The following is a 24485-nucleotide window of genomic DNA, read 5'->3' on the forward strand; positions in this document are numbered from 1 at the left end:
TTACACCGCCGCTAACACCTGTTCCCGCTCGAACAGCTGCGCATCGGTCCGACCCACGATGTCGGCGGATTTCATGCCGAACACCTCTTCGAAGCGGCGGTTCACGAATTCGTAGCGGCCATCCAGGTCCTTGAGAGAAACCAGCGAGGCCGTCTGGTCGATCATCGTCGCCAGCATCGCTTGCTGGCCGCCCGACTCCCTGGCCGGCACCGGCGCCGTTTCGGCCGAGGCGTTGCCCGGCGTCTGCGGCGAGACGGCGGGCAGCGGGATGGAGACGACGAATCCGAGCAGCCCGGCGCCCCGGAAGACGGGTTCGATGCGACTGGCGACGACCCAGTCCGGCAGTTGCGGCGGAGCCATCTCGGACGGTCCGCTGCCGACCGGAATGCGGGTGTCCGTACTCAGCGTGACTCCCCATGCGGCCAGCGCCGGCGCCGCCCGCTCGTTGACTTTGACCAGCCGGCCGCGGCCATCGAAGACGATCACGCCCTCCGCGGCGGACAGCCGCTGCACGGTCGCCTCCAACAACTGGAAGCGCCGCTCCAGTTCCATCTGCGCCAACCGGGCTTCGATGCTGTTCGCGGTGGTGGCGATCAACGGCAGGCTGTGCTGGCTGTAGTCGCGCCTGAGGCCGGAAAGGTCGAGCACGCCGAGGACCGATGCATCCACCGGGTCGCGGATCACGGCGGCGGCGCAGGTCCACCTTTGGACTTCTTCACAGAAGTGCTCGGACGCATGGACCTGGATCGGCTGCCCGAGGGCCAGGGCGGTGCCGATGGCATTGGTGCCCATGCTCGACTCCTGCCAGTTGTGGCCCGGCACCAGCCCCGCGCGCTGGATCGGGTCCCGCAGATGCGCGTCGCCTTCCACGTCGAGGATCGTGCCCTCGGGGTCCGTGAGGATCATCACCGTGCCGGTGTGGGCGAGAAATTCCCGGGCCTGGATCATGAAGGGGGCGCTGGCCGAGATCAGGCGTTCATTCCGGTTGCGCAATGCCTCCAGTTCGCCGCGCTCCACCGGCGGCCGCGCCCCGCCGCGCCCGGGATCCACCTGCCCGACGAGGCAGCGCCGCCACGAGTCGTCGATCGCGGGGCGCAGCGCGCGGGTCGTGCCACGGAATTGCCCGCTCAGGAGCTTCTCCCATGCGGCCTTGATCTGGGGATTGTTCTCCGGGTGAGACAACGAACTTCCCTGGATTGCTTTTTTCACGGTGTCACCCCGGCCGCTTGAAGCTGCCCTTCGATGAGATTGATGGCCCGCCGACGCTTCGGAAGAAGCATCATCCCTCGCGCAATTCGAACGCCGTCCGCAGCGGAAATTCCCTTGCTGCCCGGCAGCCTTGCGGGGGGAAGCCGCGCGTGAGGGAGCTGGAGATCGCGTTGGCGTTCTGCGTGCGCAGACGGGGAAGCACAAGCAGGCCTTGGCTTTCAGGAAATGTGCTCATCACGTCGCCTCACGCCCCTCGACATCTCCGCGCGGCAGCGGTTGCCCCAGTTCGGCGTTCAGCCAATTACCGAAACGCCTGCCGATCTGCGCAGGTCAGTCCATGTGTGAGGCCATGCGGAGCGAAAGTCGGCGTCGCCATCCTGCATCCATTCGAGCCGCGAGCGTTCATCCATGCGCAGCCCCAATATGCCGATCACGGACTGACCTCAATGTGCCGGTCATGAGGTGGCTCCAATGTGCCGGTCGGTGACACTCGATGACCGGTACCGGGCGGCCTATCCCCGCGGACGCGGGGAAACTCGGCCGAGCGGGCGACCACGCAGCCATCGTTGGGCCTATCCCCGCGGACGCGGGGGAAACACGCCCACATGCAACGGGGAATGTCTGCTGACGGGCCTATCCCCGCGGACGCGGGGGAAACTGGGCCTGGACGAATCGCGCGGGACTGCAAAGGGGCCTATCCCCGCGGACGCGGGGGAAACGAGCGGGCAGGGGATCGCGGCGGCTCGGGAAGGGGCCTATCCCCGCGGACGCGGGGGAAACGCCATCCGCGACCGGGAGCAGAAGACCGGAAAGGGCCTATCCCCGCGGACGCGGGGGAAACGCGCGGGCGTCGTCAGCTGGGGAGGGCAAACCGGGCCTATCCCCGCGGACGCGGGGGAAACATGGCAATATCCCGGTGCCGAACAGTACTGCGGATTCCGACCCAACGTGACCGCTGATTCCGAAATAGTGTGACCGGTGAATCCGCGGGTCGTGACCGCGGATTCCGATTTGATCGTGACCGATTTCGGCGAGTTGTCGGAATGGGCGGTCACGATGTCGGAATCGTCGGTCACGATCAAATCGGAACGGGTTTGTGAGGCCAAGCGTGGCAACGTCGTTTGTCAGGCCGGCTACCCTCGCGCGCTTTGCGCGGAGACGGGAATGCCGGCGGAGCGGATTGCCATGCACAAGATCAGGGAGCTGTTACGGCTCAAATACGACTGCGCGCTGTCGCATGAGCGCATTGCCCGCGCGCTGTCGATTTCCAAAGGCGTGGTCGCCAAGTATGTGAAGGCGGCCGAGGAGTGCGGCCGGCCGTGGGCCGAGTTGTCGGCGGCCGACGAGGCAGAGCTGCGCCGGGTGCTGGGGGTCGCCCGGCGTGGACGTGGCGCGAGCGTCGCGAATGTGCCGCCGGATCTGGCGGCGGTGCATCAGGGGCTCAAGCGAAAGAACGTCACGCTGGCGCTGCTGTGGGAAGAGTACGTGCAGACGGCCGGCGGGCCGAGCTATCAGTACTCGCGCTTTTGCGACCTGTACCGCGCGTTCGCCCGCACGCTCAAGCGCTCGATGCGCCAGGTGCACCGCGCCGGCGAGAAACTCTTCATCGATTACGCTGGCGACACGGTGCCGATCGTCGACGCCGACACTGGCGAGATTTCGCGCGCGCAGATCTTCGTCGCGGTGCTCGGCGCCTCGAGCTATACGTTCGCCTGCGCCACGGCGACGCAGTCGCAGGCCGACTGGCTGGGCTCGCTTGCCCGGGCGCTGGCCTTTATCGGCGGCCTGCCCGAGCTCGTGGTGCCCGACAATACGCGCTCGCTCGTCGGGCAGGCCGACCGCTACGAACCGCAACTGCAGCGCACCACCGCCGAGTTCGCCGCGCACTACGGCGTGGCGATCCTGCCCACGCGCCCCTACAAGCCGCAGGACAAATCCAAGGTCGAAGTCGGCGTACAGATCGTGCAGCGCTGGATTCTGGCGCGGTTGCGGCATCAGCGTTTCTTCTCGCTGGTGGAGCTCAACGGTGCGATCGCCGCGTTACTCGAGCCGCTGAACACGCGTCCCTTCCGGCGCCTGCCAGGCTCGCGCCGCGAAGCGTTCGAGACGCTCGACCGGCCGGCGCTGCGCCCGTTGCCCGCCACCGCGTTCCAGTTCGCCCAGTGGAAACGGGCCAAGCCCAATATCGATTACCACGTCGAGTTCGACGGGCATTACTACAGCGTGCCGTATGCGCTCGCCGGCCAACCGGTGGAGTTGCGCATCACCGCGAGCAGCATCGAATGCTTTGCCGCAGGCCGTCGCGTCGCGGTGCATGCGAGAAGCCACCGGCCCGGCGTCTACTCCACGCTCACCGAACACATGCCCGCATCCCATCAGGCGCATCGCCAGTGGTCGCCCGGCAAACTCATCGCCTGGGGCGCCACCGTCGGCCCGCACACCGAGCAGGTGGTCAGCCACCAACTCGAACGCATGCCGCACCCCGAGCAGGGCTACCGGGCGTGCCTCGGGCTGATGCGCCTCGGTCGCCAATACGGCAACGAACGGCTCGAAGCCGCGGCGACCCGCGCCGTCACCCTCGGGGCGATGCGTTACCGCAACGTCGCCTCGATCCTCAAGAGCGGGCTCGACCGCGCACCGCTCCCCACTCCCACTGCCGCTAGCCAAACCGAACTGGCGCTCCCCGCCGTGCACGAGAACCTGCGCGGGGCGCGCTACTACCACTGATTCCACCCACCGGAGAACATCGATGCTGATACAACACAGCCTGCAACAACTGCGCACCCTGCGCCTGGAAGGCATGGCCCGCGCCTTCGAGGAGCAGCTCACCCAGCCCGCCATCACCGCGCTCAGCTTCGAGGAGCGCTTGGCGCACCTCATCGATCGGGAGTGCCTGCTGCGCGACGGCAAACGCATCGATCGGCTGCTCAAGGCCGCCCGCATCAAAGCCGCTGCCGCCTGCCTGGAGGACGTCGACTACCGCGCCGGCCGGGGCCTCGAGCGCAGTCAGATCGCCGCGCTCGGCACCGGTCAATGGATTCGCCATCACCAGAACTGCCTCATCACGGGGCCCACCGGCAGCGGCAAGACCTGGCTCGCCTGCGCGCTCGCCAACGCAGCGTGCCGGCAGGGCCTCGCGGCCTACTACGTGCGTCTGCCGCGGCTCTTCGAGGAACTGCGCATCGCGCATGCCGACGGCAGCTTCAGCCGACGCCTGATGCAGCTCGCGCGCATGGATCTCATCGTCATCGACGATTGGGGCCTGGCCGCGCCGTCGGCGCAGGAGCGAAGCGACCTGCTGGAGCTGCTCGACGACCGGGTCGGCACGCGTTCGACCGTGATCACCAGCCAGCTGCCGATCGAGCACTGGCACACCTACCTGGGCGACCCGACCTTCGCCGATGCGATCCTCGATCGCGTCGTGCACGCCGCGCACAAGCTCGCCCTCAAGGGCGAGTCGATGAGAAGAAAGGAAAAGGCATGAGGCCGTGCGCGCGAGACGCCTTACCCACAGGCGCCCGCCCGCCAGCGCATGAGGCGCACTGGCGGCCGCCTGTGGATAAGCCTGCGCCGTGCCTCGAATCGAGCGTCATCGTGACCGACGCGGTTAGAATCTGAACACCACGCTTCGCGCGCAGACCCCACCGGTCACGTTCGTCGGTGCAGGCGGTCACGTTCGTCGGAATGCGCACAGTACAAGCGGGCCTATCCCCGCGGACGCGGGGGAAACACCGAGTAATACCCCGTCGAGTGCTCGCGCCCGGGCCTATCCCCGCGGACGCGGGGGAAACAATCCGTCCTTGACTCAGGCACGTGCGACGACGGGCCTATCCCCGCGGACGCGGGGGAAACGCCGGCTGCGATACGCTCATCTCGGTGAACCAGGGCCTATCCCCGCGGACGCGGGGGAAACAGGTAGATCGGTCCGCGGGCCGGCGCAGTGCCGGGCCTATCCCCGCGGACGCGGGGGAAACGCGATGGTGGGGAGCGCGCGGAGGCGTCGGCGGGGCCTATCCCCGCGGACGCGGGGGAAACGATCGGCGGTTGATCGCCGATGAAGGATTCGAGGGCCTATCCCCGCGGACGCGGGGGAAACTCATCTCGTCGTACGTCCGGGTCGCCGTGCCGGGGCCTATCCCCGCGGACGCGGGGGAAACAAGGCCGGCTTCATCGAAAGCCGCGCCGCGCAGGGCCTATCCCCGCGGACGCGGGGGAAACTCGACCTGATGGTCAATATCGTCGCGGACCTGGGGCCTATCCCCGCGGACGCGGGGGAAACAACGGTCAAATCGATCCGGGCGGCGGCGAAGGGGGCCTATCCCCGCGGACGCGGGGGAAACGCCTGCGGTGCGCTGTACGTCACACGCCGGTCGGGCCTATCCCCGCGGACGCGGGGGAAACACTGCCCTGCGACCTGGTTGGCCTTGTTGATGGGGCCTATCCCCGCGGACGCGGGGGAAACGAGGAATGGGCGCTGAAAGCCGGCTGCTTTCCGGGCCTATCCCCGCGGACGCGGGGGAAACGCTGCCGGCGATCTCGGCGCGGTAGTTCTCCAGGGCCTATCCCCGCGGACGCGGGGGAAACACCGCCATCCAGGCACCTCCTTGAGCGATCCAGGGCCTATCCCCGCGGACGCGGGGGAAACGGTTGGGCGGCGAGCCTGACGAGTGCTCGGGCGGGCCTATCCCCGCGGACGCGGGGGAAACGAGGCGCGCGCGCAGACGGCGCTGGATGATGAGGGCCTATCCCCGCGGACGCGGGGGAAACGCGATCTGGCTGCAGCGGGCGTGGGGCGTGGAGGGCCTATCCCCGCGGACGCGGGGGAAACATCATCGACAACGCTGGCGCCGAAGTCGGCGAAGGCCTATCCCCGCGGACGCGGGGGAAACGTGCGCGGCGGTAACGAATTGCTCCCAGACAGGGGCCTATCCCCGCGGACGCGGGGGAAACTTCATCCACTGTTTTTCAACTTTCTATAGGGGGGGCCTATCCCCGCGGACGCGGGGGAAACGCCAGATCGTCGATGATCATGCCGGGGGCGAAGGGCCTATCCCCGCGGACGCGGGGGAAACTCCCCCAGCCATCTGCCGCCGGGTTTTTCGGGGGGCCTATCCCCGCGGACGCGGGGGAAACTTGATATAGGCCACCGCATTGCCGAGCTTCAGGGGCCTATCCCCGCGGACGCGGGGGAAACGATCGGCAGGCGCTCGCGCTGGCGGGCTAATCGGGCCTATCCCCGCGGACGCGGGGGAAACTGACGGTTGCGCCTGAGATGTGCGCGAAGATCGGGCCTATCCCCGCGGACGCGGGGGAAACGGGAAGGTTGGGAAGTAGCAGTGTTTGTGCGGGGGCCTATCCCCGCGGACGCGGGGGAAACACCGCCAGCGTGCCGCCGCGCATCATCGACTGGGGCCTATCCCCGCGGACGCGGGGGAAACTCCAGATCCCGACGCAGGTGATCGATCAGCCGGGGCCTATCCCCGCGGACGCGGGGGAAACGCCTTATCGCCGACGCATGATCTTGGCCACGTGGGCCTATCCCCGCGGACGCGGGGGAAACCTCGGCGCGGTCGCGCTCTTCCTGCCCGTGGAGGGCCTATCCCCGCGGACGCGGGGGAAACGCCGAGCAGATGGAAGTGGCGCACCTGGTCGAGGGCCTATCCCCGCGGACGCGGGGGAAACACACGGCGCGTAACGAGCGCGCTTTTGCTCCAGGGCCTATCCCCGCGGACGCGGGGGAAACACCGCCTGGGCCGTCGGCCGCGGCGAAGAGATGGGCCTATCCCCGCGGACGCGGGGGAAACATCAAGCCGGCGCCTTGCCTCGATCTGGCCGAGGGCCTATCCCCGCGGACGCGGGGGAAACCCGTCGCCTATGCCAACGATGCGAACGCCCGCGGGCCTATCCCCGCGGACGCGGGGGGAAACGCGGCCTCGCGGGACATTCTTGGGACGCTGCCGGGCCTATCCCCGCGGACGCGGGGGAAACATCCCGCATGAACCGTTTCACGGCGAGCGCATGGGCCTATCCCCGCGGACGCGGGGGAAACGAAGAGCAGCGATTGCTCGCGCCGATTCGGCAGGGCCTATCCCCGCGGACGCGGGGGAAACACGCACGGATATTCCGGGTGACGCAGCATCGGGGGCCTATCCCCGCGGACGCGGGGGAAACCTCGCCCCGCGTGCGCCGGTCACCATCGCGACGGGCCTATCCCCGCGGACGCGGGGGAAACACACGGCGCGTAACGAGCGCGCTTTTGCTCCAGGGCCTATCCCCGCGGACGCGGGGGAAACATTTGGTTTCGGCGTTCATGCTGCTTCCTTGAGGGCCTATCCCCGCGGACGCGGGGGAAACTCTCGCCCGCCAGCTGCCGACGCTGTGGTCACGGGCCTATCCCCGCGGACGCGGGGGAAACCCGGAGCAGGCCAAGCGGGGGATGCCGGAGCCGGGCCTATCCCCGCGGACGCGGGGGAAACATCTGCTCCAGGTTGTCCCGCAATCCATCGAGGGGCCTATCCCCGCGGACGCGGGGGAAACAGCCACAGGGCTCAGCGCATCGGCCATGGACTGGGCCTATCCCCGCGGACGCGGGGGAAACGTCGCCCGGCTATGGCCCGGCAGCGAGGGGATGGGCCTATCCCCGCGGACGCGGGGGAAACCGTACGGCGCCATCATGTTCAATGCCGTGCTTGGGCCTATCCCCGCGGACGCGGGGGAAACAAGGACGAACGGCTCGCCGTGCTCGCGGTCGGGGGCCTATCCCCGCGGACGCGGGGGAAACGCGACGGTCTCGCCGAGCAGCATCAGCTTGAGGGGCCTATCCCCGCGGACGCGGGGGAAACGGGCGATGGTGAGTTCATAGTCGGCGGCCTCCGGGCCTATCCCCGCGGACGCGGGGGAAACCATAAAGCCGCGCCAGTCGCCTCACCTCCAGCGGGCCTATCCCCGCGGACGCGGGGGAAACTCGCCCACCTCGACAAGCACAAAGCGATCGGAGGGCCTATCCCCGCGGACGCGGGGGAAACCGCTCGGAGCCGAGGAGATGCTCGAGCTTGGTGGGCCTATCCCCGCGGACGCGGGGGAAACTGGACGCCGAAATCTTCAAGGACTGCCTGCAGGGGCCTATCCCCGCGGACGCGGGGGAAACTTCGTCGGCAAGCTCGCTGCCGTGCAGCGCGAGGGCCTATCCCCGCGGACGCGGGGGAAACTCGCGGCGAGACGCCGAGCATCTCAGCGAGACGGGCCTATCCCCGCGGACGCGGGGGAAACAAATGGAAACTGGTATTTCCGCGAACGGTCGCGGGCCTATCCCCGCGGACGCGGGGGAAACCTCGGCCGGAATCAGCTTCCCGCGGCGCTCCGCGGGCCTATCCCCGCGGACGCGGGGGAAACGAAGTACAGACGTCTGGACGGGAGCGGCCGACGGGCCTATCCCCGCGGACGCGGGGGGAAACACTTCTACAACTTTTCGCATATGGACAGCCTCGGGCCTATCCCCGCGGACGCGGGGGAAACGGGGGATTTGTCGTTTGGCGGTGGCACGTATCGGGCCTATCCCCGCGGACGCGGGGGAAACAGGCGGCGCACACTCGCCGTTTTCATTGATTACGGCCTATCCCCGCGGACGCGGGGGAAACCGCGGTATCGGTCGCGCCGGCGCCGCCGCCCAGGGCCTATCCCCGCGGACGCGGGGGAAACGGCATGACCCGCATGGAAACACGAATCCTGTCGGGCCTATCCCCGCGGACGCGGGGGAAACGACGGCGTCGATCTCTGCGTGCGTCTTGGAGAGGGCCTATCCCCGCGGACGCGGGGGAAACGATTGCAGGAATTTGCCCGCGAGCATGGGCCGGGGCCTATCCCCGCGGACGCGGGGGAAACTTGAAACCTGCAAAGAGCATGGAATTGCGATGGGGCCTATCCCCGCGGACGCGGGGGAAACACATCCGCCTGGGCGCCGAGGAGCGCGGCGGCGGGCCTATCCCCGCGGACGCGGGGGAAACCACGGGTGATCGCCTGCAGTGCCGGGCTTCCAGGGCCTATCCCCGCGGACGCGGGGGAAACGTCGGTGAATTCCTGCCAGTCGGGAATATTGAGGGCCTATCCCCGCGGACGCGGGGGAAACTTCCGTTGTCGTGGTGCTACTCGACCCGTCCGGGGCCTATCCCCGCGGACGCGGGGGAAACACCGGAAAGGGGGTGCCGGAGTGCATCGCGAAGGGCCTATCCCCGCGGACGCGGGGGAAACTCGACCAGACCGGACCGGTACAGCTCCGGCCAGGGCCTATCCCCGCGGACGCGGGGGAAACAATGTCGCCGGCTAGTCCAGATTAAACGAACGGGGCCTATCCCCGCGGACGCGGGGGAAACGGATCGAGTGCGGTTTGAATGATGCCGTGCTCGGGCCTATCCCCGCGGACGCGGGGGAAACGGCGCCGCGCACGCAGCGCAGCGCGACATCCAGGGCCTATCCCCGCGGACGCGGGGGAAACTTAGGGTTTGGGAGGCGCAGCGGGTGCCGCGCGGGCCTATCCCCGCGGACGCGGGGGAAACGTGGTGGAGGATTGACAGACGGTGACCCGCCACGGCCTATCCCCGCGGACGCGGGGGAAACGACACGAGGCCGACGAAGCCGGACACGATGATGGGCCTATCCCCGCGGACGCGGGGGAAACCATACAACCGCTTCATGTCGTACTCCGCGCCCGGGCCTATCCCCGCGGACGCGGGGGAAACATTCCAACCCGCAGAATCTGCACCGCGATTTTGGGCCTATCCCCGCGGACGCGGGGGAAACTTCGAGGATGCTTTCCGGCGTAGCCTTTTCCGGGGCCTATCCCCGCGGACGCGGGGGAAACCGCTCACCGCTTTCTTTGCCACGAAAATTCCGGGGCCTATCCCCGCGGACGCGGGGGAAACCGTTAACAAACCTACGGGGTGACGAAATGAAAGGGCCTATCCCCGCGGACGCGGGGGAAACTGCACCCGACCACGTACTGCCAAACGCATACGGGGCCTATCCCCGCGGACGCGGGGGAAACCAACAGCGTCAGCCTGATAGCCGGAAATCGTGGGGCCTATCCCCGCGGACGCGGGGGAAACGGTCGGCCCGGGACGTGTCCAGAAGGTGAAACGGGCCTATCCCCGCGGACGCGGGGGAAACGAAGTCGGGTTCGTCACGACGGACGACGGCCTGGGCCTATCCCCGCGGACGCGGGGGAAACTCTTGTGGATAGTATTTTGATCCAAAAGGAGAAAACGGAAAACTCATTCAAGTTTTTAAAGTGCGGATTACAACATCTTTTTCACCAACCACGTGCCGTCGACTTCTATGAGTTGGCGAGGCGGTTCGCCCAAGGATTCTATTCCGACGCCGCCCGTTTCATTGACGTCGCGCCACACCATCGTGATGCTCCCGCGTGGCTCTTCACTGTGCCAACTCGACAACACGTCCCACGTTCTGCTGCGAACACCCGGGTTCATGCGAGGCGACACATACACGGCCGGTGCCACTTCGAGCATGATCGACGCCAAGAAGCCGCGATAGCGGTCGGCGACGTCACGAGTCACGATCATCACCAACGCCATCGATTTCCTCAGTGCGTAAGACTTGTTTGATCTTGTCGATCATGGCCGGAATGACGGACTGCTTGCGAAACACCGTTGACGCCTCTCGCCTTACCAAGCGATCTATGCTGTCCGTGTGTCCAGCCAACGCCTTCTGGGCAGCCGAGAAAGCGATTTGTAGCGTGACGGTGTCGCGGAACAGATCGGCAATATCGAGAACGAAGGCTTGCCCCGAATCTTCATGAATAAACCCGAGTTGTGGGATCGCCGCGAGTGACTGCACCGCGATCGCGGCGGCGCCTTGTACTGCTGTCGCGGCGTGGTTGATTGCTTGATTGGGGATATCAGCCGCGAGGGGATTGTTCCGGTCATAGTGCCGCCCATCCCAGTCGATTCCGTATTTTTCGGCCATCAAGCGGTAGATCGCCTTGACTCGGGCGCCTTCGATACCCCGTAGCGTGTCCAGGTCGCGATGAGGAAGAACCTCGCCGAGACGCAGCGCGTACATGTGACGGGCGACGCTGACGCGGCGGCGAGGGGCGCCCCATAGTTCGGCTTGGCGTCGGGCAACATCGGAACGATCCGGTAGCAAGGGAGGCGCCGTATAGGTGCGCACGCCGTCCTGTCCCACGGCGGCCATCAGCGTGCCGTGACGTGCCAGCAAGCGCAGCGCGTCGTGAGTGACACTGCTTCCCGGTCCGAGCAGGATCATGGACACGGCTTGATGAGGCACCTGGAGAATGTGGGGCGTCAGGGAGTCCTTGCCGGCTACGAAATGCAAGCAGCCATCCACCACGCAGAGTTCTCCGCGTTCCAGCCAGATCAGGCCGTGTCGATCCGCATGCGGAACGCGGGCTGTTTCCAGCCCGAGTCGTCCCTTCAACATGTAGACGCAGGTCTGAGGAGCAGCATGCCAAAACCGAACGCCCGGTGGCGGCCGACTCCCCGTGCCAGCAAGCCTGCGAAAGCTTCCACGTCGCCCACCTCCAACTGGCCTTTGAACACGGTATCCGGGCCGCAGACGAAGCGCGTATGGCGTTTGCCGGTGCCGTTTGCACCCGTTTTTCGCATTACCCGGGTGAGTCGAAATGCGTCCATTCGGGCTTCGATGATTCGCGCCGCACCGTCCGGCGAAAGCTGCTTCGCCAGCCAGCCGGTGTAGATCGTTGCCCGCTCGGCGAGCGTGTCATGTTCCGCGGTTGGCGCAGATTCCGAATCCTCGCCGATGGCGTGCAGGAATGCATCCCGCTCGCGTCCGTCCTTGGCGCGGACCACGGGGCGTACCCGCACTTCGAAAGCCAGACGTTGCCCCGTGTTCCAGACGGTCGGAAAGGGGCGGGCGTCCAGTTCATCCAGCCCAAGGGCGCGGGCGACATCCGGTGCGGCCATTTGCGCGTGCAAGCGCAAAGCGTCAAGGTCGGCGGACGTGTATGCGAGCAAGCCCTGTCGGCCGCCCAGGTAGCGAAGTGGCTTGGGGGCCAGCTCGCCGAAGGCGGCGTGGAGCAGCGCGTGGAATGCGTAGCCGTAGTCGCCGTCCGGGGAGAGCAATTCGTGGCGAGTCGCCCAGGTGGCCAAGGCTGCGGGGTCCGGTTGCAGGCGCAGTAACTGGAAGGTCATTGACGGACTCCGGATGCTGTAAAGCTGCCTTCTCGTACAGGGCGCCATCCGCCGTGTACGCCGCTGACCCAATTGCGCTCGTCGCACAGATCGATTCGGCGGTCTCCGGCCAGCGTGCCTTCGCCGTCGGGCCATTGCAGTCGAAAGCGAAGGTCGAGATCGGGAAGTTGAGCAGTTTGCAAGGCGTGCAGCATGTTGTCAGCTTCCTGCCAGCCGGCGAAAACCCGGCAACTGGGCAGGCAGCTTTTGCGGCCGATGAACAAGGGGCGGGCAGGACGATCGAGCGCGTCGGCCAGTTCGCCCAAGGTCGGCGACTCGTCAGCCGACTCCAGGCGCAGCGCAACAAGGACGTTCAGGCTGGCGTGATAGTCGCGATAACGTTGCCAAGTGAGTGATTTTCGCCCGTCCGGCTGCATCGAATAACTGGGACTCGCAGCGCGGCCTTCCGGCTGGCCGAAGGTTGTCCAGCCCTGGTCCTTTTCGAAAAGCTGGGCGGTTTGGTATTCGCGCATCCGCTGAACGTCACTATCCAGCCGAGCGCCGACTATCAGCCGGCTCTGCAGCCGATCGTGCCGTTCACTTTCCTCCCGCCGCCAGCCCAAGGCATTGGCGAGCAGACCGGTGATCATCGAAAGCGCGGGAAACTCGCGAATCACGCCGTAGTTGTCGATGGTCTCTCCGCCGAAAGCCATCAGCGGCGCCTGCAGACGCATGAGCAGATGCCGCGACATGTCAGCATTCCCCTTGCTGCACGATATCCCTTGCCCAATCGGCCAGTTTGTTCAGGTTGGTCCGTTCGGCGCCAGCCACTTCAACCGGGTCGAGCGCCAGGAAGCGGCGGGCCAATGGTGCGCCGTAGGCTTCGTCCATGGCGGCGATTTCGTCGGACAGGCGGGCGACGGTCCGCTGCCGGATGGTGCCGGAGTTGTGTTTGTCCTCCAGCGGCAGCGCGTCATGAAAGGCTCCGGCCAGGCTGCGGGGTTGCCAGTCGCCGGCCTCCACGAGGACGAATTTCGCCCAGTCGAAGGGTGCGGTAGAGCCGCGCTTCGCGCCGGGGCTGACGGTGGCGATCAGGTGCAGCAGATGTTGCACGACGCGTCCCGCCAGCTCGCGGCGCGCCGGCGGCGTGTCTGGAGAAAAGCAGTCCTGGACGGCGATGCCTTCCAGGTTTTCAATCAACTGTGGAACGTCCACGACGACGTAGCCGTAGTAAAGGCCGGAAGCGAGTTCGGTGTCGAAAATGCCGGCAGAGCCCAGTTCGCCGGCTTCATGAAGCAGGTCGTCAACTACGGTGAAATAGTCGTTCTCGACTTGCGCTGGATGAACGGTGAATGCATGGGCGACATAGATGGAGGCATCACGGCTGGCCAGTATATCGGACGTCACCATGCGCCCGAACAGCGCGGATTCCAGCCCGCTGCCGTGCTTGAGCGCCTCGATGTTCTTCTTCTCGTCCTTCAACGCCTTGGCGACGTCGGTCTTGAGTACTTGTTCGTCTGCCGCGGATTCGGCCAGTTCGGTGCAGCGCTTGACCAGATAGTCAATTTCGGCCTTGCCTAGCAGGACGGCCTGTCCGGTCTTCAGTGCATCTTCCCCCTTCTTGTCTTTACCGCCTTTGTCGAGCAGGCCCGCATCGCGCAGCGCTTCGGCGGCCGCCTGAGCCATTGCCGCAGATATTCCGTTTTCCTGAACTCGCTTGCTGATATGTTCCAGCGTGGCACGGGAGCGAATCGCCATCGGTACGTCGAGACGAGACAGCGCGAACTTGTCGTCCGTGACCCGCCAATGCCGCTTGAGGCACTGCGAGGAGATACGGGTGCGCACCGCATTGCCGAGGGGCAGACGCTTTGCGAGCCCTGCGTCGTCACGGTTGAGCAGTGCGGCGGGGTAGGTGTGCAGGGTATGAATCTGAATGAAGCGGGGCAGGCGCATGATCTGACTCCAGTCCGTCGATTAATGTTTGGGTTTTCTTGCTTCGGCTGAAAAATAACGTCCGGCGATTCGCAATCGGATGGCCTCGGCCTCTTCCTCGTCGCGTCCCTGGTTCAGGATCAGGCCGCCCAGATCGTGCCAATTGGGGGCCTTCTCCTTGCTGGCCAGCAGGCGCAACAGGCGCGGAAGCAGTTGCCGGAACGCATCATCACGAGCGGTCAGCAGCTTGGTGACGCGGGATTCGGACACACCGGCATCACTGAGCTGGATCCCGAGGCTTCGGCTACCGTCGTGCCCGGCCAGAGCAATGCCGTGAGCAATCAGCGCCCACCGTTGCCAGGTGTCCGGGTGCCAGTTTTCGGGGGCCAGATCGGCGTATATAAGCGCCCGCGACAGGGCAGCGATTTCATGCGGACGCAGTTCTCCGTCCGGATCCAGGCGGGCCAGGGCTGCGCGTTCGCCGTTGTCGAGCCCATGTGAATCGCCCTGATAACAAGCCGAGCGTCCCACTATTCTGGCCAGTCGGGAGATCGGACCTTCCGTCCGTGGCGTGGCCCCGGTATCGGACTGAGGTTGGCCCCGTGGATCGGCGTCATGCGTGCTCATGTGCAGGCTCCTTGTCGATGGATGGTTGGCGGAGATGGTTGGCGAGGACCGGCAGTGCCTTGCTGTTCCTGAGGCCCGCGTGGAAACGCGACAGGGCCGCCGCTCGGGCTCGATAACGCTGTTCGCAAGCCTGCGGTCCTGCTGTAAAGGCACTTATCAAGACGACTTCGGCACGTTCGGCCATGGAGAGGAGCCATCGCAGGTGTACTTCGTCAGGGGTCTCGGATTCGATTTCGTCATTGAGCGCATTAAAAAACCTGGCGTCCTCGCCTTGCTCAAAGGACTTGATCAAAGCGGCTGCCTTCTTGTTGGTGCTTTCTGGAATGTCGCTGGGATTACTGCGCTGCTTGCCGCCATCGAACAAAGTGATAACGGAATTCCTGAGTAAGTACGCCATCTGCCCAATAGCCTGAACTCGCTCTTCAGCAACTTTCGCGAGACGATCGCGTTGCTGTTGAAGCAGCATCTTGTGGACCGTGGGTGAAATCGGTATGCGACGCTCGTGGTAACCCTCTGTCTTCCCCTTGCCGCGCGTTACTCCTTGCGCCAACACCTCCAAGCCCTTAGCTCCGTCACTTGTCACTGGAATTTGTGCGATTGGACGTGTGAACTTGGCACCAAACATCAACTCGGCGGCTAATCGGTAGTCGAAGCCACGCGAGCTGATTGAGAGCGCCTTACCTTCGACCGTATTGATCGGTGTCCAAGGATCGCCGGTCATGCCGTTACGCTGGTCGGCGGCTATCCGGGCAGACTTGCTGCCTGTCGTGATCGCGAAAATCGCTTGGTTGTGATCCCCGAGGGTAAGGCGGACTCGACGGCAAATTTCAATGTAGAAGGGATCCAAAGAGGCAAAGCTCCGACTGCTTTCGCCGCTCCACACTTCCAGCCATAGAAGACCAACACCGTCTTTGTCCTGTAAACCATGGTGCTCGACGACTGAGGCTCGATTTGCCAACAGGGTCCGGACATCCCTTTTCCAGCGCTGTCCCCAATCGCCTTTGGGCACTATGCCGATCGCAGGTCGGTTGGCGAATCCGCCAAACATGCGGGAAATGCCGTAATTGCCCGCGCCAAGGAAACCCTCTTGTGTTTGAAGGCTGATCAGGGCCATCAACCAATCGTCGACTTTGGCTTGTCGCATCCGAGCCGATTTCAGATCGTGGTTCTTCGAAGTGACCAACATGTCCAGCTCGTCGGCGGCATGGATAACGTTTTTCCAAGCATCGACGTTTCCATTCGGAACCGGCGCCTGCATGAAAGCCGGCCTGTCATGCGGCGCGACCAGGCACCAGGCGGCACCATCCGGGTGGTCGGGTGTAAGGTCGAGCAGCGCAGCCTTCCATTCGCCTTCGGTCCGGAACGGCTCGTCCGCCCCCAGACGATGCAGCGCCATTGCGGCTAGTTGCACGAGGAAGGCGTGCCACGGATGGCGTTGATGGGGGCGCAGGGCAGGGAAATCCCGGATCTCGTCATGTACCAACGCCACCAACAATCCCGGCAGGCTGTATGCCCGAGGCTGGCCGTTGGCGATCAGCCGTGTGCGGATCAGCGGCTCGTCAAGCAAGTTGTATTGCAGTGTCACGGCGGATCTCCTGCAGCAAGCGTTCATTTGTCATTGATGCGTTCCAGCCCCAGGCGGCTATAGCTGAATCGGGCGTCGCCCAGCCGAAAGGTGATGCGGTTTTCATTGCAGATAATGCCACTTGGTTCGGTGTCGGGAGGCAATTTTTTCGGGAGTAGGTGATGGCGTATCGGCAGCTCCCTGAGGGGAAAGCCGAAGGGGCCTTGATCGATCTTGAAATGGACGAGGCGGTCCTGGGCACCGAGCCGGGTGGCAATCCGGACGTCCGAAGGGAACGAAAATTCGCCAAACACTTGCTCGACATCCAGGGCGTGTAGATGCGCCACCGCCTTTTCTGCGCTCGTGTCCCCTTCGATCTGCTGGCCCACCTTTTTCCAGGCCTCGCCTTTTTGTTCCTGGAGAATATTCAGCTTTTCGGGGTGAGTGGCGGCCTCGACGAGGTAGCGGTTGTCATCCGGGATGGTCACTTCAGGCCGTTCCGCGATGAGTGCGCGGGTAGCTTCGAGAATGCGGAGATCATCATAGATACCCCCTCCATTGTGAAAACGTCCCAGCCCGTGCCGAGATCTAATCAGCATAGGGGCTAAATCGTGGCTGGCCGGCGTCAATATGCAGGCTTGGGCGGACCGGAAGGGGGCGGGGCGTTCCGCGGCGGATCGCACGTGACGGTGCAGGCGGCCAACGCGCTGCAGCAGTACGTCCATCGGACACAGATCGGTGATCAGCAGATCGGCGTCGATATCCAGGCTCTGTTCCAGCGTTTGGGTGCCGACGACAATGAGCGGGCCGGCGGGGCGTGTCTTGCCAAGCTGGGTTTCGATCGCCGCATCGAGCGCCGGGCGGTCCTGGCGGCTGAAGCGGCTGTGATGCAGCGTCGGGATGCCGTTGAGGCTGAATAGCCAGTGCTGATCGGGTATGCGTTGCTCGAGCGCAGTCAGCGTGGCGACGGCCGCAGGAACCGTATTGCGGATGATCAGTACTTTTGCACCTTGCGTGGCCGCCGCGATCGCCACTTCAGCGATTTGCTCTGGAGTGTCGATGATGTCACGAGGTGTCCAACTGACCTTCTTGGACTGGCCGGTTGGCGCAGCACAGCGGATAGCCCGATTGTCGGAAAGCGCTGGGTACGGCGTCACGCAGGCCGCCTCGAACGACATCCGTTCGGACGGTCGCCGTTGCGCGTGGGTGCCCAGCGCAAGGTAGCGGCTGCGGGCACTTGAACCCAAGGTGGCGGAAAGCAGCAGCGCATGGCCGCCGCTGTTCAGGTGCGTCTTGAGGAGATGCTCCAGCAATACTGTCATGTACGCGTCGGAAGCGTGGACCTCATCAACCACCAACAGACTGCGGGCAAGGGTCGCGGAGCGCAGATGGGCGTGGCGAACTTGCAGGGCGCCAAGCAGTGCCTGGTCGATCGTGCCGACCGCAACCGGTGCCGCGAGAAAGCGCTTGGCGGATTCGGCAGCCCAGCGCTGGTGGGCCTTCTGGTCGGCCGGATCGTCGTTCCATTGAACTTCGAAATCGGCGAGGAGTGAGGCTTCGGCTCCATCTGCACTGATGTAGCCGGGCAGGGCACGGACGGCGAGTGGTGGATTCTCCGGCCACAAGCGCCGGAGGGTGTTCTTCACGCGCTCGTAGATTTGGGTCGCGGCAACCCGGGTGGGGAGGGCAAAGTACAGGCCGTCCACCAACCCCGCCTGGAAAAGGTGGACGTAGCGCCACAACGCGGCTTCGGTCTTGCCACTGCCGGTTTCTGATTCGAGGATAAGGAGCGGGCCGAGCGTGTCGTCGCTCATCTTTTCCTGAATAGGGCGCGGCGCGGGTACGTCGAAAGTATGGGTAAAGCTTGGGGCGCAGGCGGCCAGTGTGCTGCGCCATGCTTCGCCGTCCAGGCCGATGGTAGCGATGGCCTTCGCCGACATGGCGGGGGCTTCGTTTGCCCGATTTTCGCCTGCCTTGGTAAAGGGGAAAAACCGGGTGTCGGAGCCGAGCCAATCGGCCAATTGCACAAGACCCGCGAAAAGGTGTGCGAACGCGGGCGGGTCGGGAAGCGATTTTCCGCCCGATTCGAACGCTTCGGGGCTAAACGCCAACGCGCGGGCAGCGATTTCCGCCAGCGTGGCGACGGGGGAGTACGTGTCCGGGATGGATTTCCATATTGCGGGTAACCGCGTGGCGGTATCCTTGATCGGGCGCCCGTGATGGCTAATGCTGGCGATCAGCAAAGAATTGCAGGCGTCGCCCCACAGACATATCTGCTCCGTCAGCGGCGCAAGCGCCTCGCTGGCTGCAGGTTCGTCAAACAGCTTGAACGCTTCGACGCCATGGCCTGCGTGAACACGGACAGGCCAACCAGGTGGGATGTCTCGTTCGTTCTTCCAGCGCTTGGCCTGGAAACCGCTGTTAGCTTTGCCGATGTCATGGAGAAAGACCAATGCCGCCAAACGAGCAATATCCTGGTTGGTGAGCTTGCGGGTAGCGGCCGCCTCGAGTGCCCTGCGAACTGCACGGCAACGACATAGAGCGACGAAGCAGGCAGCCACATCTGTCATGTGATCGATAAGCGTATGCGTCCCAGTAATTTGGCCGTGATCGTCACGGTCAAGCTTGCCAAATGCCTCGATCCTTACTGCCATGTCTGGACTTCCTGTCAAATAACGGAAAAGCGGTCGATATATCGCAAAAACATATGTTCTGCGCCGATCCGCCTCGCGTGTTCCGGGCTGAAACGCAGCTTTGCCCGCTGCGGTTCGTTGGCCGCGAACATGCCGGGGCCGAGGCCGGTGTTGAGAGTCTTGTTCGGGACGTTTTTGGCAGCAGTTTCGAGCACTTCGACTGCCCGGATGCTGTCCGGCGAAGTTGCGCCGCGCGCCGCGCAGGCGACTCTAGGCGGCGCAGCAGGGCCGAGCCGCTGTTCTTGAAGAGGATGAGCGTCGTGCTGCGCTGGCCGACGCCGATGATCAGCACGCGGCAACGGACCCCAACGGCGCGCCGCTGGTCGAGCAGCGCGCGGATGCGGACGATGCGATCGGTCTGGCTCACGGCAACCTCGCGGGTGGGGTTGCGTGATCGTAGCGATTCCTACGGCATTTTGCGATGACTTATGGCTTTGCTCTTTGCATAGATGTGCGAGTCAGCCTTCCGTCTTCCCAAGCCGCGCCGAGATCGACTCCGCGCAGCCCCGCAGTTTCTCTGCCAGCGGGCCGTGCCAGTCCGCATCGAAGTTGTCGGCGGCGCCCATCGCGGTGATCGTCAGCGCGATGTGGCCGTTGTGGTCGAAGACCGGGGCGCAGAATGCGTTGATGCCGGGGATCGGCTGGCCGACGGCGCGGGCGAGGCGCTGGCGGCGGATTTCTTCGAGCTCGTCGTCGAGCTGTCTTCTCGTCAGGCGCAGCGACGGGTCGGCGGCGCGGGCGAGATGGGCGAGCTCTTCGGCGATCAGCGTTTCGGTCAGGCGCGCCGGCAGGAATGCGGCGAAAACGCGGCCGGTCGCGGAGGTGACGAGGTTCATCACCGTGCCGACGCGCATGTTCACGTGCACCTGGCGGCTGCATTCCTCGATGCTGACGACCGTCGCGCCCTGGTTGCCCCAGACGGCGATCGCGACGTTCTGGCCGATGTCGTCGGAGAGCTTCGCGGCTTCCGGCGTCGCGACGCGCAGCGGGTTGAGGCCGTGCAGCGCCGACAGGCCCAGCTGCAGCGAGAACGTGCCGAGCCCGTAACGGCCGGTGAGCGGGTCCTGTTCGATCAGGCCGAGCTTGCCGAAGCTGACGAGGTAGGGGTGGGCCTTGGCCGGCGGCATGCCGGCTGCGCGGGCGAGGTCCTTGAGGATCATCGGTGCGCCGTGGCGCACGAGCGCCTGCAGCAGCGCGCCGCCGACTTCGATCGACTGGATGCCGCGGCGGTCGCCGTTGCGTTCCGCAGGGCGGGTGGCGATCGGCTCGGCCATTTGCTCGTCTTTCACTGTTCTCTCCTGTGCGGCGCGAATCTTAGTGCGTGTTATGAACTTGCTTCCAGTGCCAGCCAGAACGCGGCCTTGGGCAGCATGAGGATGCAGAAGACGACGAAATGCAATCCGGCCAGCACTTGCGGCATCCGCTCGAAATCCCGACTCAGTCGTCTGAATCGGGACAGCCACCCGAAACTGCGCTCGACGACCCAGCGCCGGGGCAGCAATACAAATCCCTTCTTCGCCTCGGGAAGTTTGACGATTTGAAGATCGATACCCGCCGCCTTGGCCGCTTTCCGAGCTTCGTCGCCCGTGTAGCCTTGGTCGGCCCACGCCACTTTGACCGTTTCACCCGTGGCTTGCTGCACCGCCTCGCACAGGTCCTTGACCTGCGCGCGCTCCTGTTCATCGGCCGGCGTGACGGTCAGCGCAATGAGTTGCCCCAGCGTATCCACGGCCATATGTACTTTGCTGCCCCGACGCCGCTTGTAGCCGTCGTAGCCGGCACGCGGCCCGCTTTCGCAGCTGCTTTGCAGCGTTCGCCCATCGAGAATCACGGCACTGGGCTGGGCCTTGCGACCGTCGCCGACTCGGATGATCGAACGCATGTCGCTCACCATCGCCTCGAAACAGCCCGCATCGTTCCAGCGGCGAAACTGCTGATACACCATCTGCCAGGGCGGAAAATCATTCGGCAAGAGTCGCCATGGCGCGCCGGCCCGAGCCAGCCAGCGCAACGCGTTGAACACTTCGCGCAAGGGGTAGCTGCGCTGCGGCGCCTGCTCGGTCATCAGCGTCAGATACGGCGCCACGAAATGCCACTCCTCTTCACTGACATCGCTCGGGTAGGGTTTTCTGCTCACAGTGATCAAAAAACATCAACTATATCAGCTGCATAAGTTCATAACACGCTCTAGCAGCGAGGGCGGAAAAGACGTGCCCTCCGGCGTGGGTAAATTTAACAATAGCGAATCGATTGACTAATAACAAATCGTCGACTACGCTTTGTCCATCCCGCCGCACTTCAAGGAGTCCGTTCATGAACACCAAGGTTTTCGCTTCGCAAGCCGACCTCGAAGAGAAGCAGATCAGCTTCGACCAGCTTTCCGATCACGCCTGGGCCTACACCGCCGAAGGCGATCCGAACACCGGCATCATCGTCGGCGACGACGGCGTGATGATCATCGACGCGACCGCGACACCCGTGATGGCGCAGGGCGTCATCGCGAAGGTGCGCGAGATCACCGACAAGCCGATCAAGTACGTCGTGCTGACGCATTACCACGCCGTGCGCGTGCTCGGCGCGTCCGGCTACAAGAGCGAGGGGCTCGAGCAGATCATCGCCAGCCGCGACACGTATGACCTGATCGTCGAGCGCGGCCAGCAGGACATGGATTCCGAGATCGGCCGCTTCCCGCGCCTGTTCGACGCGGTCGAGAGCGTGCCCGGGCTGACCTGGCCGACGCTCACGTTCCAGGGTGAGATGAGCCTGTGGCTGGGCAAGCTCGAAGTGAAGATCATGCAGGTCGGCCGCGGCCACACGAAGGGCGACACGGTGGTGTGGCTGCCGCAGGACGGCGTACTGTTCTCGGGCGATCTCGTCGAATACGACGCGGCGTGCTACACCGGCGACGCGTATCTGGCCGACTGGCCGGCGACGCTCGACCGGCTGGCCCAGTTCGGTGCGGCAAAGCTCGTGCCGGGCCGCGGTCCGGCGCTGAAGACGCCGGAGCAGGTCGAGCAGGGGCTCGCCTACACGAAGGCTTTCGTCATCGCCTTGTACCGCAGCGCGCAGGAGGCGGTCGCGCAGGGCATGGACCTGAAGGCAACGATGGAACTCACGCGCAAGCACATGGATCCGCATTTCGGCGAGGTGTTCATCTACGAGCACTGCCTGCCGTTCGACGTGACACGCGCGTTCGACGAGGCGTCGGGCATCCGTGATCCGCGCATCTGGACCGCCGAGCGCGACCAGCAGATGTGGCACGCGCTGCAGCAATAGCCGCCGCACCCCCGCCCCGACAGACGAGACAGACGACAGGCCGGTGACCGCCCGCAGAAGGTGGCGTCGGCCGATCAAAAGCAGAGAGGAGGAGAACCCGTGCTCAGCACGTACAACTATCCGAAGTTCGAATACCGCAGGCCGCCAGAGCTTGCCGGGCAGCGCGACGGGCATTATCCGGTCGTCGTCGTCGGCGCCGGCCCGGTGGGCCTTGCCGCAGCGATCGACCTGGCGATCCAGGGGACGCCGGTCGTGCTGCTCGACAATGACGACACGGTGAGCATCGGCTCGCGCGGCGTGTGCTATGCGAAGCGCGCGCTCGAGATCATGGACCGGCTCGGCTGCGCCGAGGAGATGGTGCAGAAAGGCGTGTCGTGGAACGTCGGGCGCACCTTCTTCCACGAGGAAGAAGTGTTCAACTTCAACCTGTGCCCGCAGCCCGACCACCACCGCCCGGGCATGATCAACCTGCAGCAGTACTACCTCGAGGAATACCTCGTGCGCCGGGCGCAGAGCCTGCCGAACATCGACCTGCGCTGGAAGAGCAAGGTCATCGGCGTGGCCGACGACGGCGAGCGCGTCGCGCTGCGTGTCGAGACACCCGACGGCGCATATTCGCTCGACGCCGACTGGCTGGTCGTCGCCGACGGCGCGCGCAGTCCGATCCGTCACATGATGGGGCTGGAAGTCGAAGGCAAGATCTTCATGGACCGCTTCCTGATCGCCGACGTCGTCATGAAGGCGGATTACCCGGCGGAACGCTGGTTCTGGTTCGATCCGCCGTTCCACCCGAACCAGTCGGTGCTGCTGCACAGCCAGGCCGACAACGTGTGGCGCATCGACTTCCAGCTCGGCTGGCACGCTGACCCGGAAGAGGAGAAGAAGCCCGAGAACGTGATCCCGCGCATCAAGGCGATGCTCGCAGCGAAGGGTAATGAGGAGCGCGAGTTCGAGCTCGAATGGGTCAGCGTGTATACCTTCCAGTGCCGCCGCATGCACGAGTTCCGCCACGGTCGGCTGCTGTTCACCGGGGATGCCGCGCACCAGGTGTCGCCGTTCGGCGCGCGCGGGGCGAACTCGGGCATCCAGGACATCGACAACCTGGTGTGGAAGCTGAAACTGGTGCTCGACGGCAAGGCGCCGCAGACGCTGCTCGACACGTATTCGGAAGAGCGCGTGTTCGCCGCCGACGAGAACCTGATGAATTCGACGCGCTCGACCGATTTCATCACGCCAAAGAGCGCGGTCAGCAAGACGTTCCGCAACGCGGTGCTGGGGCTGGCGAAGGACTACCCGTTCGCCCGCGCGCTGGTCAATTCCGGCCGCCTGTCGGTGCCCAGCTTCCTCACCGAGTCGCGCCTCAACACGCCCGATGCCGATGCCTTCGCCGGCGTCATGGTGCCGGGCGCGCCGCTCGACGACGCGCCGTGCGAGACGCCGGGCGGCGAGCAGTGGCTGCTGCAGGCCACCGGCAACCGCTTCCAGCTGCTCTATTACATGCCGGACGCAGCCGGCATTCCCCCTGCGGACGCGGCGGCCCTGGCTGCGCTGGCCGACGCGCCGGTCCCGATCGAAGCCCTCGTCGTCGCCGAGCGCGGCACCGCCCCGGGCGGCCTGAAGACGCTGATCGACAGCCGCGGGCGCATTCGCGAGCGCTACGACCTGCAACCGGGCACGACCTACCTCGTGCGGCCCGACCAGCATGTCGCGGCGCGCTGGCGCACGTTCGACGCCGGCCTCGTTCGTGCCGCGCTCGACCGCGCAACCTGCAACGCCTGAAGGAACGAAACATGAGCCTCAACACCGATTCGAACTTCTTCACTCCCGGCAAGCGCTATTTCCGTGCGTTCAGCCCCGGCGACGACTTCTACGAGGCGCTGATCGAGACGCACCGCGACCTCACCGCCGAGCAGAGCGCGATGGTCAATGCGCGTCTGATCCTGCTGCTCGCGAACCATATCGGCGACATCTCGGTGCTGCGCGAAGCGATGAAAATCGCCCGTGACGGCGCGTGATGCGCCT

18 protein-coding genes and 2 CRISPR repeat arrays are annotated in these 24485 nt (G+C 65.2%); of the genes, 5 read left to right on the forward strand and 13 right to left on the reverse strand.

Annotation, left to right across the window (positions count from 1 at the left end):
- Both pbN1_RS09670 and pbN1_RS21145 read right to left on the reverse strand, forming a co-directional pair.
- The gene (locus pbN1_RS09670) at positions 1-1209 is read right to left on the reverse strand and encodes a GAF domain-containing protein (protein ID WP_169204296.1); all 1209 of its coding nucleotides are present in this window, start codon (positions 1207-1209) and stop codon (positions 1-3) included.
- A 70-nt stretch (positions 1210-1279) separates the two neighbouring features.
- On the reverse strand, positions 1280-1444 hold the full coding sequence (locus pbN1_RS21145; RefSeq protein WP_169204295.1) for a type I-F CRISPR-associated protein Csy2: 165 nt from the start codon (positions 1442-1444) through the stop codon (positions 1280-1282).
- A 273-nt stretch (positions 1445-1717) separates the two neighbouring features.
- Positions 1718-2111: a CRISPR direct-repeat array (repeat unit 29 nt; unit sequence GGGCCTATCCCCGCGGACGCGGGGGAAAC).
- A 262-nt stretch (positions 2112-2373) separates the two neighbouring features.
- Between pbN1_RS21145 and istA the strand changes: the two genes are divergently transcribed.
- Both istA and istB read left to right on the forward strand, forming a co-directional pair.
- Positions 2374-3936: an IS21 family transposase gene (istA, locus tag pbN1_RS09680; RefSeq protein ID WP_210147730.1), complete on the forward strand. Its 1563-nt coding sequence runs from the start codon at positions 2374-2376 to the stop codon at positions 3934-3936.
- A gap of 22 nt (positions 3937-3958) precedes the next feature.
- The gene (gene istB, locus pbN1_RS09685) at positions 3959-4693 is read left to right on the forward strand and encodes an IS21-like element ISAzo4 family helper ATPase IstB (RefSeq protein ID WP_168954115.1); all 735 of its coding nucleotides are present in this window, start codon (positions 3959-3961) and stop codon (positions 4691-4693) included.
- Between the two features lie 217 nt (positions 4694-4910).
- Positions 4911-10432: direct repeats of the CRISPR family, unit length 29 nt; unit sequence GGGCCTATCCCCGCGGACGCGGGGGAAAC.
- Positions 10433-10499: 67 nt separating this feature from the next.
- Here the strand turns inward: istB and cas2e are convergent.
- The 11 genes from cas2e to pbN1_RS09740 form a co-directional block, all read right to left on the reverse strand.
- Positions 10500-10784, reverse strand: coding sequence for a type I-E CRISPR-associated endoribonuclease Cas2e (gene cas2e, locus pbN1_RS09690; RefSeq protein ID WP_244857228.1), 285 nt, complete (start codon positions 10782-10784; stop codon positions 10500-10502).
- Positions 10768-11661 (reverse strand): type I-E CRISPR-associated endonuclease Cas1e, encoded by an 894-nt coding sequence (gene cas1e, locus pbN1_RS09695; protein ID WP_169203896.1) that lies wholly within the window; start codon positions 11659-11661, stop codon positions 10768-10770. Before cas1e ends, cas2e begins: the two co-directional genes overlap by 17 nt.
- The gene (gene cas6e / locus pbN1_RS09700; RefSeq protein WP_169203895.1) at positions 11655-12392 is read right to left on the reverse strand and encodes a type I-E CRISPR-associated protein Cas6/Cse3/CasE; all 738 of its coding nucleotides are present in this window, start codon (positions 12390-12392) and stop codon (positions 11655-11657) included. The genes cas1e and cas6e overlap by 7 nt, the downstream gene beginning before the upstream one ends.
- Positions 12389-13123 carry a type I-E CRISPR-associated protein Cas5/CasD gene (cas5e, locus tag pbN1_RS09705; RefSeq protein WP_169203894.1) on the reverse strand — a complete coding sequence of 245 codons (735 nt, stop codon included), beginning with the start codon at positions 13121-13123 and terminating at the stop codon, positions 12389-12391. The genes cas6e and cas5e overlap by 4 nt, the downstream gene beginning before the upstream one ends.
- Position 13124: 1 nt before the next feature.
- A complete protein-coding gene (gene cas7e / locus pbN1_RS09710) occupies positions 13125-14324 on the reverse strand; it encodes a type I-E CRISPR-associated protein Cas7/Cse4/CasC (RefSeq protein ID WP_169203893.1) in 1200 nt (399 codons plus the stop codon).
- Between the two features lie 21 nt (positions 14325-14345).
- Positions 14346-14930: a type I-E CRISPR-associated protein Cse2/CasB gene (gene casB / locus pbN1_RS09715; protein ID WP_169203892.1), complete on the reverse strand. Its 585-nt coding sequence runs from the start codon at positions 14928-14930 to the stop codon at positions 14346-14348.
- Positions 14917-16515 (reverse strand): type I-E CRISPR-associated protein Cse1/CasA, encoded by a 1599-nt coding sequence (gene casA, locus pbN1_RS09720; protein ID WP_244857229.1) that lies wholly within the window; start codon positions 16513-16515, stop codon positions 14917-14919. The genes casB and casA overlap by 14 nt, the downstream gene beginning before the upstream one ends.
- 23 nt (positions 16516-16538) lie before the next feature.
- Positions 16539-19148 (reverse strand): CRISPR-associated helicase Cas3', encoded by a 2610-nt coding sequence (cas3, locus tag pbN1_RS09725; protein WP_169203890.1) that lies wholly within the window; start codon positions 19146-19148, stop codon positions 16539-16541.
- A 14-nt stretch (positions 19149-19162) separates the two neighbouring features.
- Positions 19163-19342: a hypothetical protein gene (locus pbN1_RS09730; RefSeq protein WP_169203889.1), complete on the reverse strand. Its 180-nt coding sequence runs from the start codon at positions 19340-19342 to the stop codon at positions 19163-19165.
- A gap of 303 nt (positions 19343-19645) precedes the next feature.
- Entirely contained in the window at positions 19646-20461 is an 816-nt protein-coding gene (locus tag pbN1_RS09735; RefSeq protein WP_169203899.1) for an IclR family transcriptional regulator, read from the reverse strand.
- A gap of 50 nt (positions 20462-20511) precedes the next feature.
- A complete protein-coding gene (locus pbN1_RS09740) occupies positions 20512-21324 on the reverse strand; it encodes an IS5-like element ISAzo23 family transposase (protein WP_210147695.1) in 813 nt (270 codons plus the stop codon).
- 176 nt (positions 21325-21500) lie between these two features.
- On the opposite strand from pbN1_RS09740, the gene pbN1_RS09745 reads away from it, so the two are divergent.
- The 3 genes from pbN1_RS09745 (at position 21501) to pbN1_RS09755 (ending at position 24478) form a co-directional block, all read left to right on the forward strand.
- Entirely contained in the window at positions 21501-22463 is a 963-nt protein-coding gene (locus pbN1_RS09745; protein WP_169204058.1) for an MBL fold metallo-hydrolase, read from the forward strand.
- Between the two features lie 99 nt (positions 22464-22562).
- Positions 22563-24242 carry an FAD-dependent oxidoreductase gene (locus pbN1_RS09750; protein WP_169204059.1) on the forward strand — a complete coding sequence of 560 codons (1680 nt, stop codon included), beginning with the start codon at positions 22563-22565 and terminating at the stop codon, positions 24240-24242.
- Between the two features lie 11 nt (positions 24243-24253).
- Complete coding sequence (locus tag pbN1_RS09755; RefSeq protein WP_169204060.1) at positions 24254-24478, forward strand: DUF2783 domain-containing protein; 225 nt, start codon at positions 24254-24256, stop codon at positions 24476-24478.
- The last annotated feature ends 7 nt before the right edge of the window (positions 24479-24485 follow it).

The organism is Aromatoleum bremense, from assembly GCF_017894365.1.
In the GTDB taxonomy this organism is placed as follows: Bacteria; Pseudomonadota; Gammaproteobacteria; order Burkholderiales; family Rhodocyclaceae; genus Aromatoleum; species Aromatoleum bremense.

What these genes read in the sequence shown, in the direction of transcription:
- pbN1_RS21145 (WP_169204295.1), bottom strand. Translation starts at nt 1,444, where the DNA reads ATGAGCACATTTCCTGAAAGCCAAGGCCTGCTTGTGCTTCCCCGTCTG.
- istA (WP_210147730.1), top strand. Translation starts at nt 2,374, where the DNA reads ATGCCGGCGGAGCGGATTGCCATGCACAAGATCAGGGAGCTGTTACGG.
- istB (WP_168954115.1), top strand. Translation starts at nt 3,959, where the DNA reads ATGCTGATACAACACAGCCTGCAACAACTGCGCACCCTGCGCCTGGAA.
- cas2e (WP_244857228.1), bottom strand. Translation starts at nt 10,784, where the DNA reads ATGATCGTGACTCGTGACGTCGCCGACCGCTATCGCGGCTTCTTGGCG.
- cas1e (WP_169203896.1), bottom strand. Translation starts at nt 11,661, where the DNA reads ATGTTGAAGGGACGACTCGGGCTGGAAACAGCCCGCGTTCCGCATGCG.
- cas6e (WP_169203895.1), bottom strand. Translation starts at nt 12,392, where the DNA reads ATGACCTTCCAGTTACTGCGCCTGCAACCGGACCCCGCAGCCTTGGCC.
- cas5e (WP_169203894.1), bottom strand. Translation starts at nt 13,123, where the DNA reads ATGTCGCGGCATCTGCTCATGCGTCTGCAGGCGCCGCTGATGGCTTTC.
- cas7e (WP_169203893.1), bottom strand. Translation starts at nt 14,324, where the DNA reads ATGCGCCTGCCCCGCTTCATTCAGATTCATACCCTGCACACCTACCCC.
- casB (WP_169203892.1), bottom strand. Translation starts at nt 14,930, where the DNA reads ATGAGCACGCATGACGCCGATCCACGGGGCCAACCTCAGTCCGATACC.
- cas3 (WP_169203890.1), bottom strand. Translation starts at nt 19,148, where the DNA reads ATGGCAGTAAGGATCGAGGCATTTGGCAAGCTTGACCGTGACGATCAC.
- pbN1_RS09735 (WP_169203899.1), bottom strand. Translation starts at nt 20,461, where the DNA reads ATGGCCGAGCCGATCGCCACCCGCCCTGCGGAACGCAACGGCGACCGC.
- pbN1_RS09745 (WP_169204058.1), top strand. Translation starts at nt 21,501, where the DNA reads ATGAACACCAAGGTTTTCGCTTCGCAAGCCGACCTCGAAGAGAAGCAG.
- pbN1_RS09755 (WP_169204060.1), top strand. Translation starts at nt 24,254, where the DNA reads ATGAGCCTCAACACCGATTCGAACTTCTTCACTCCCGGCAAGCGCTAT.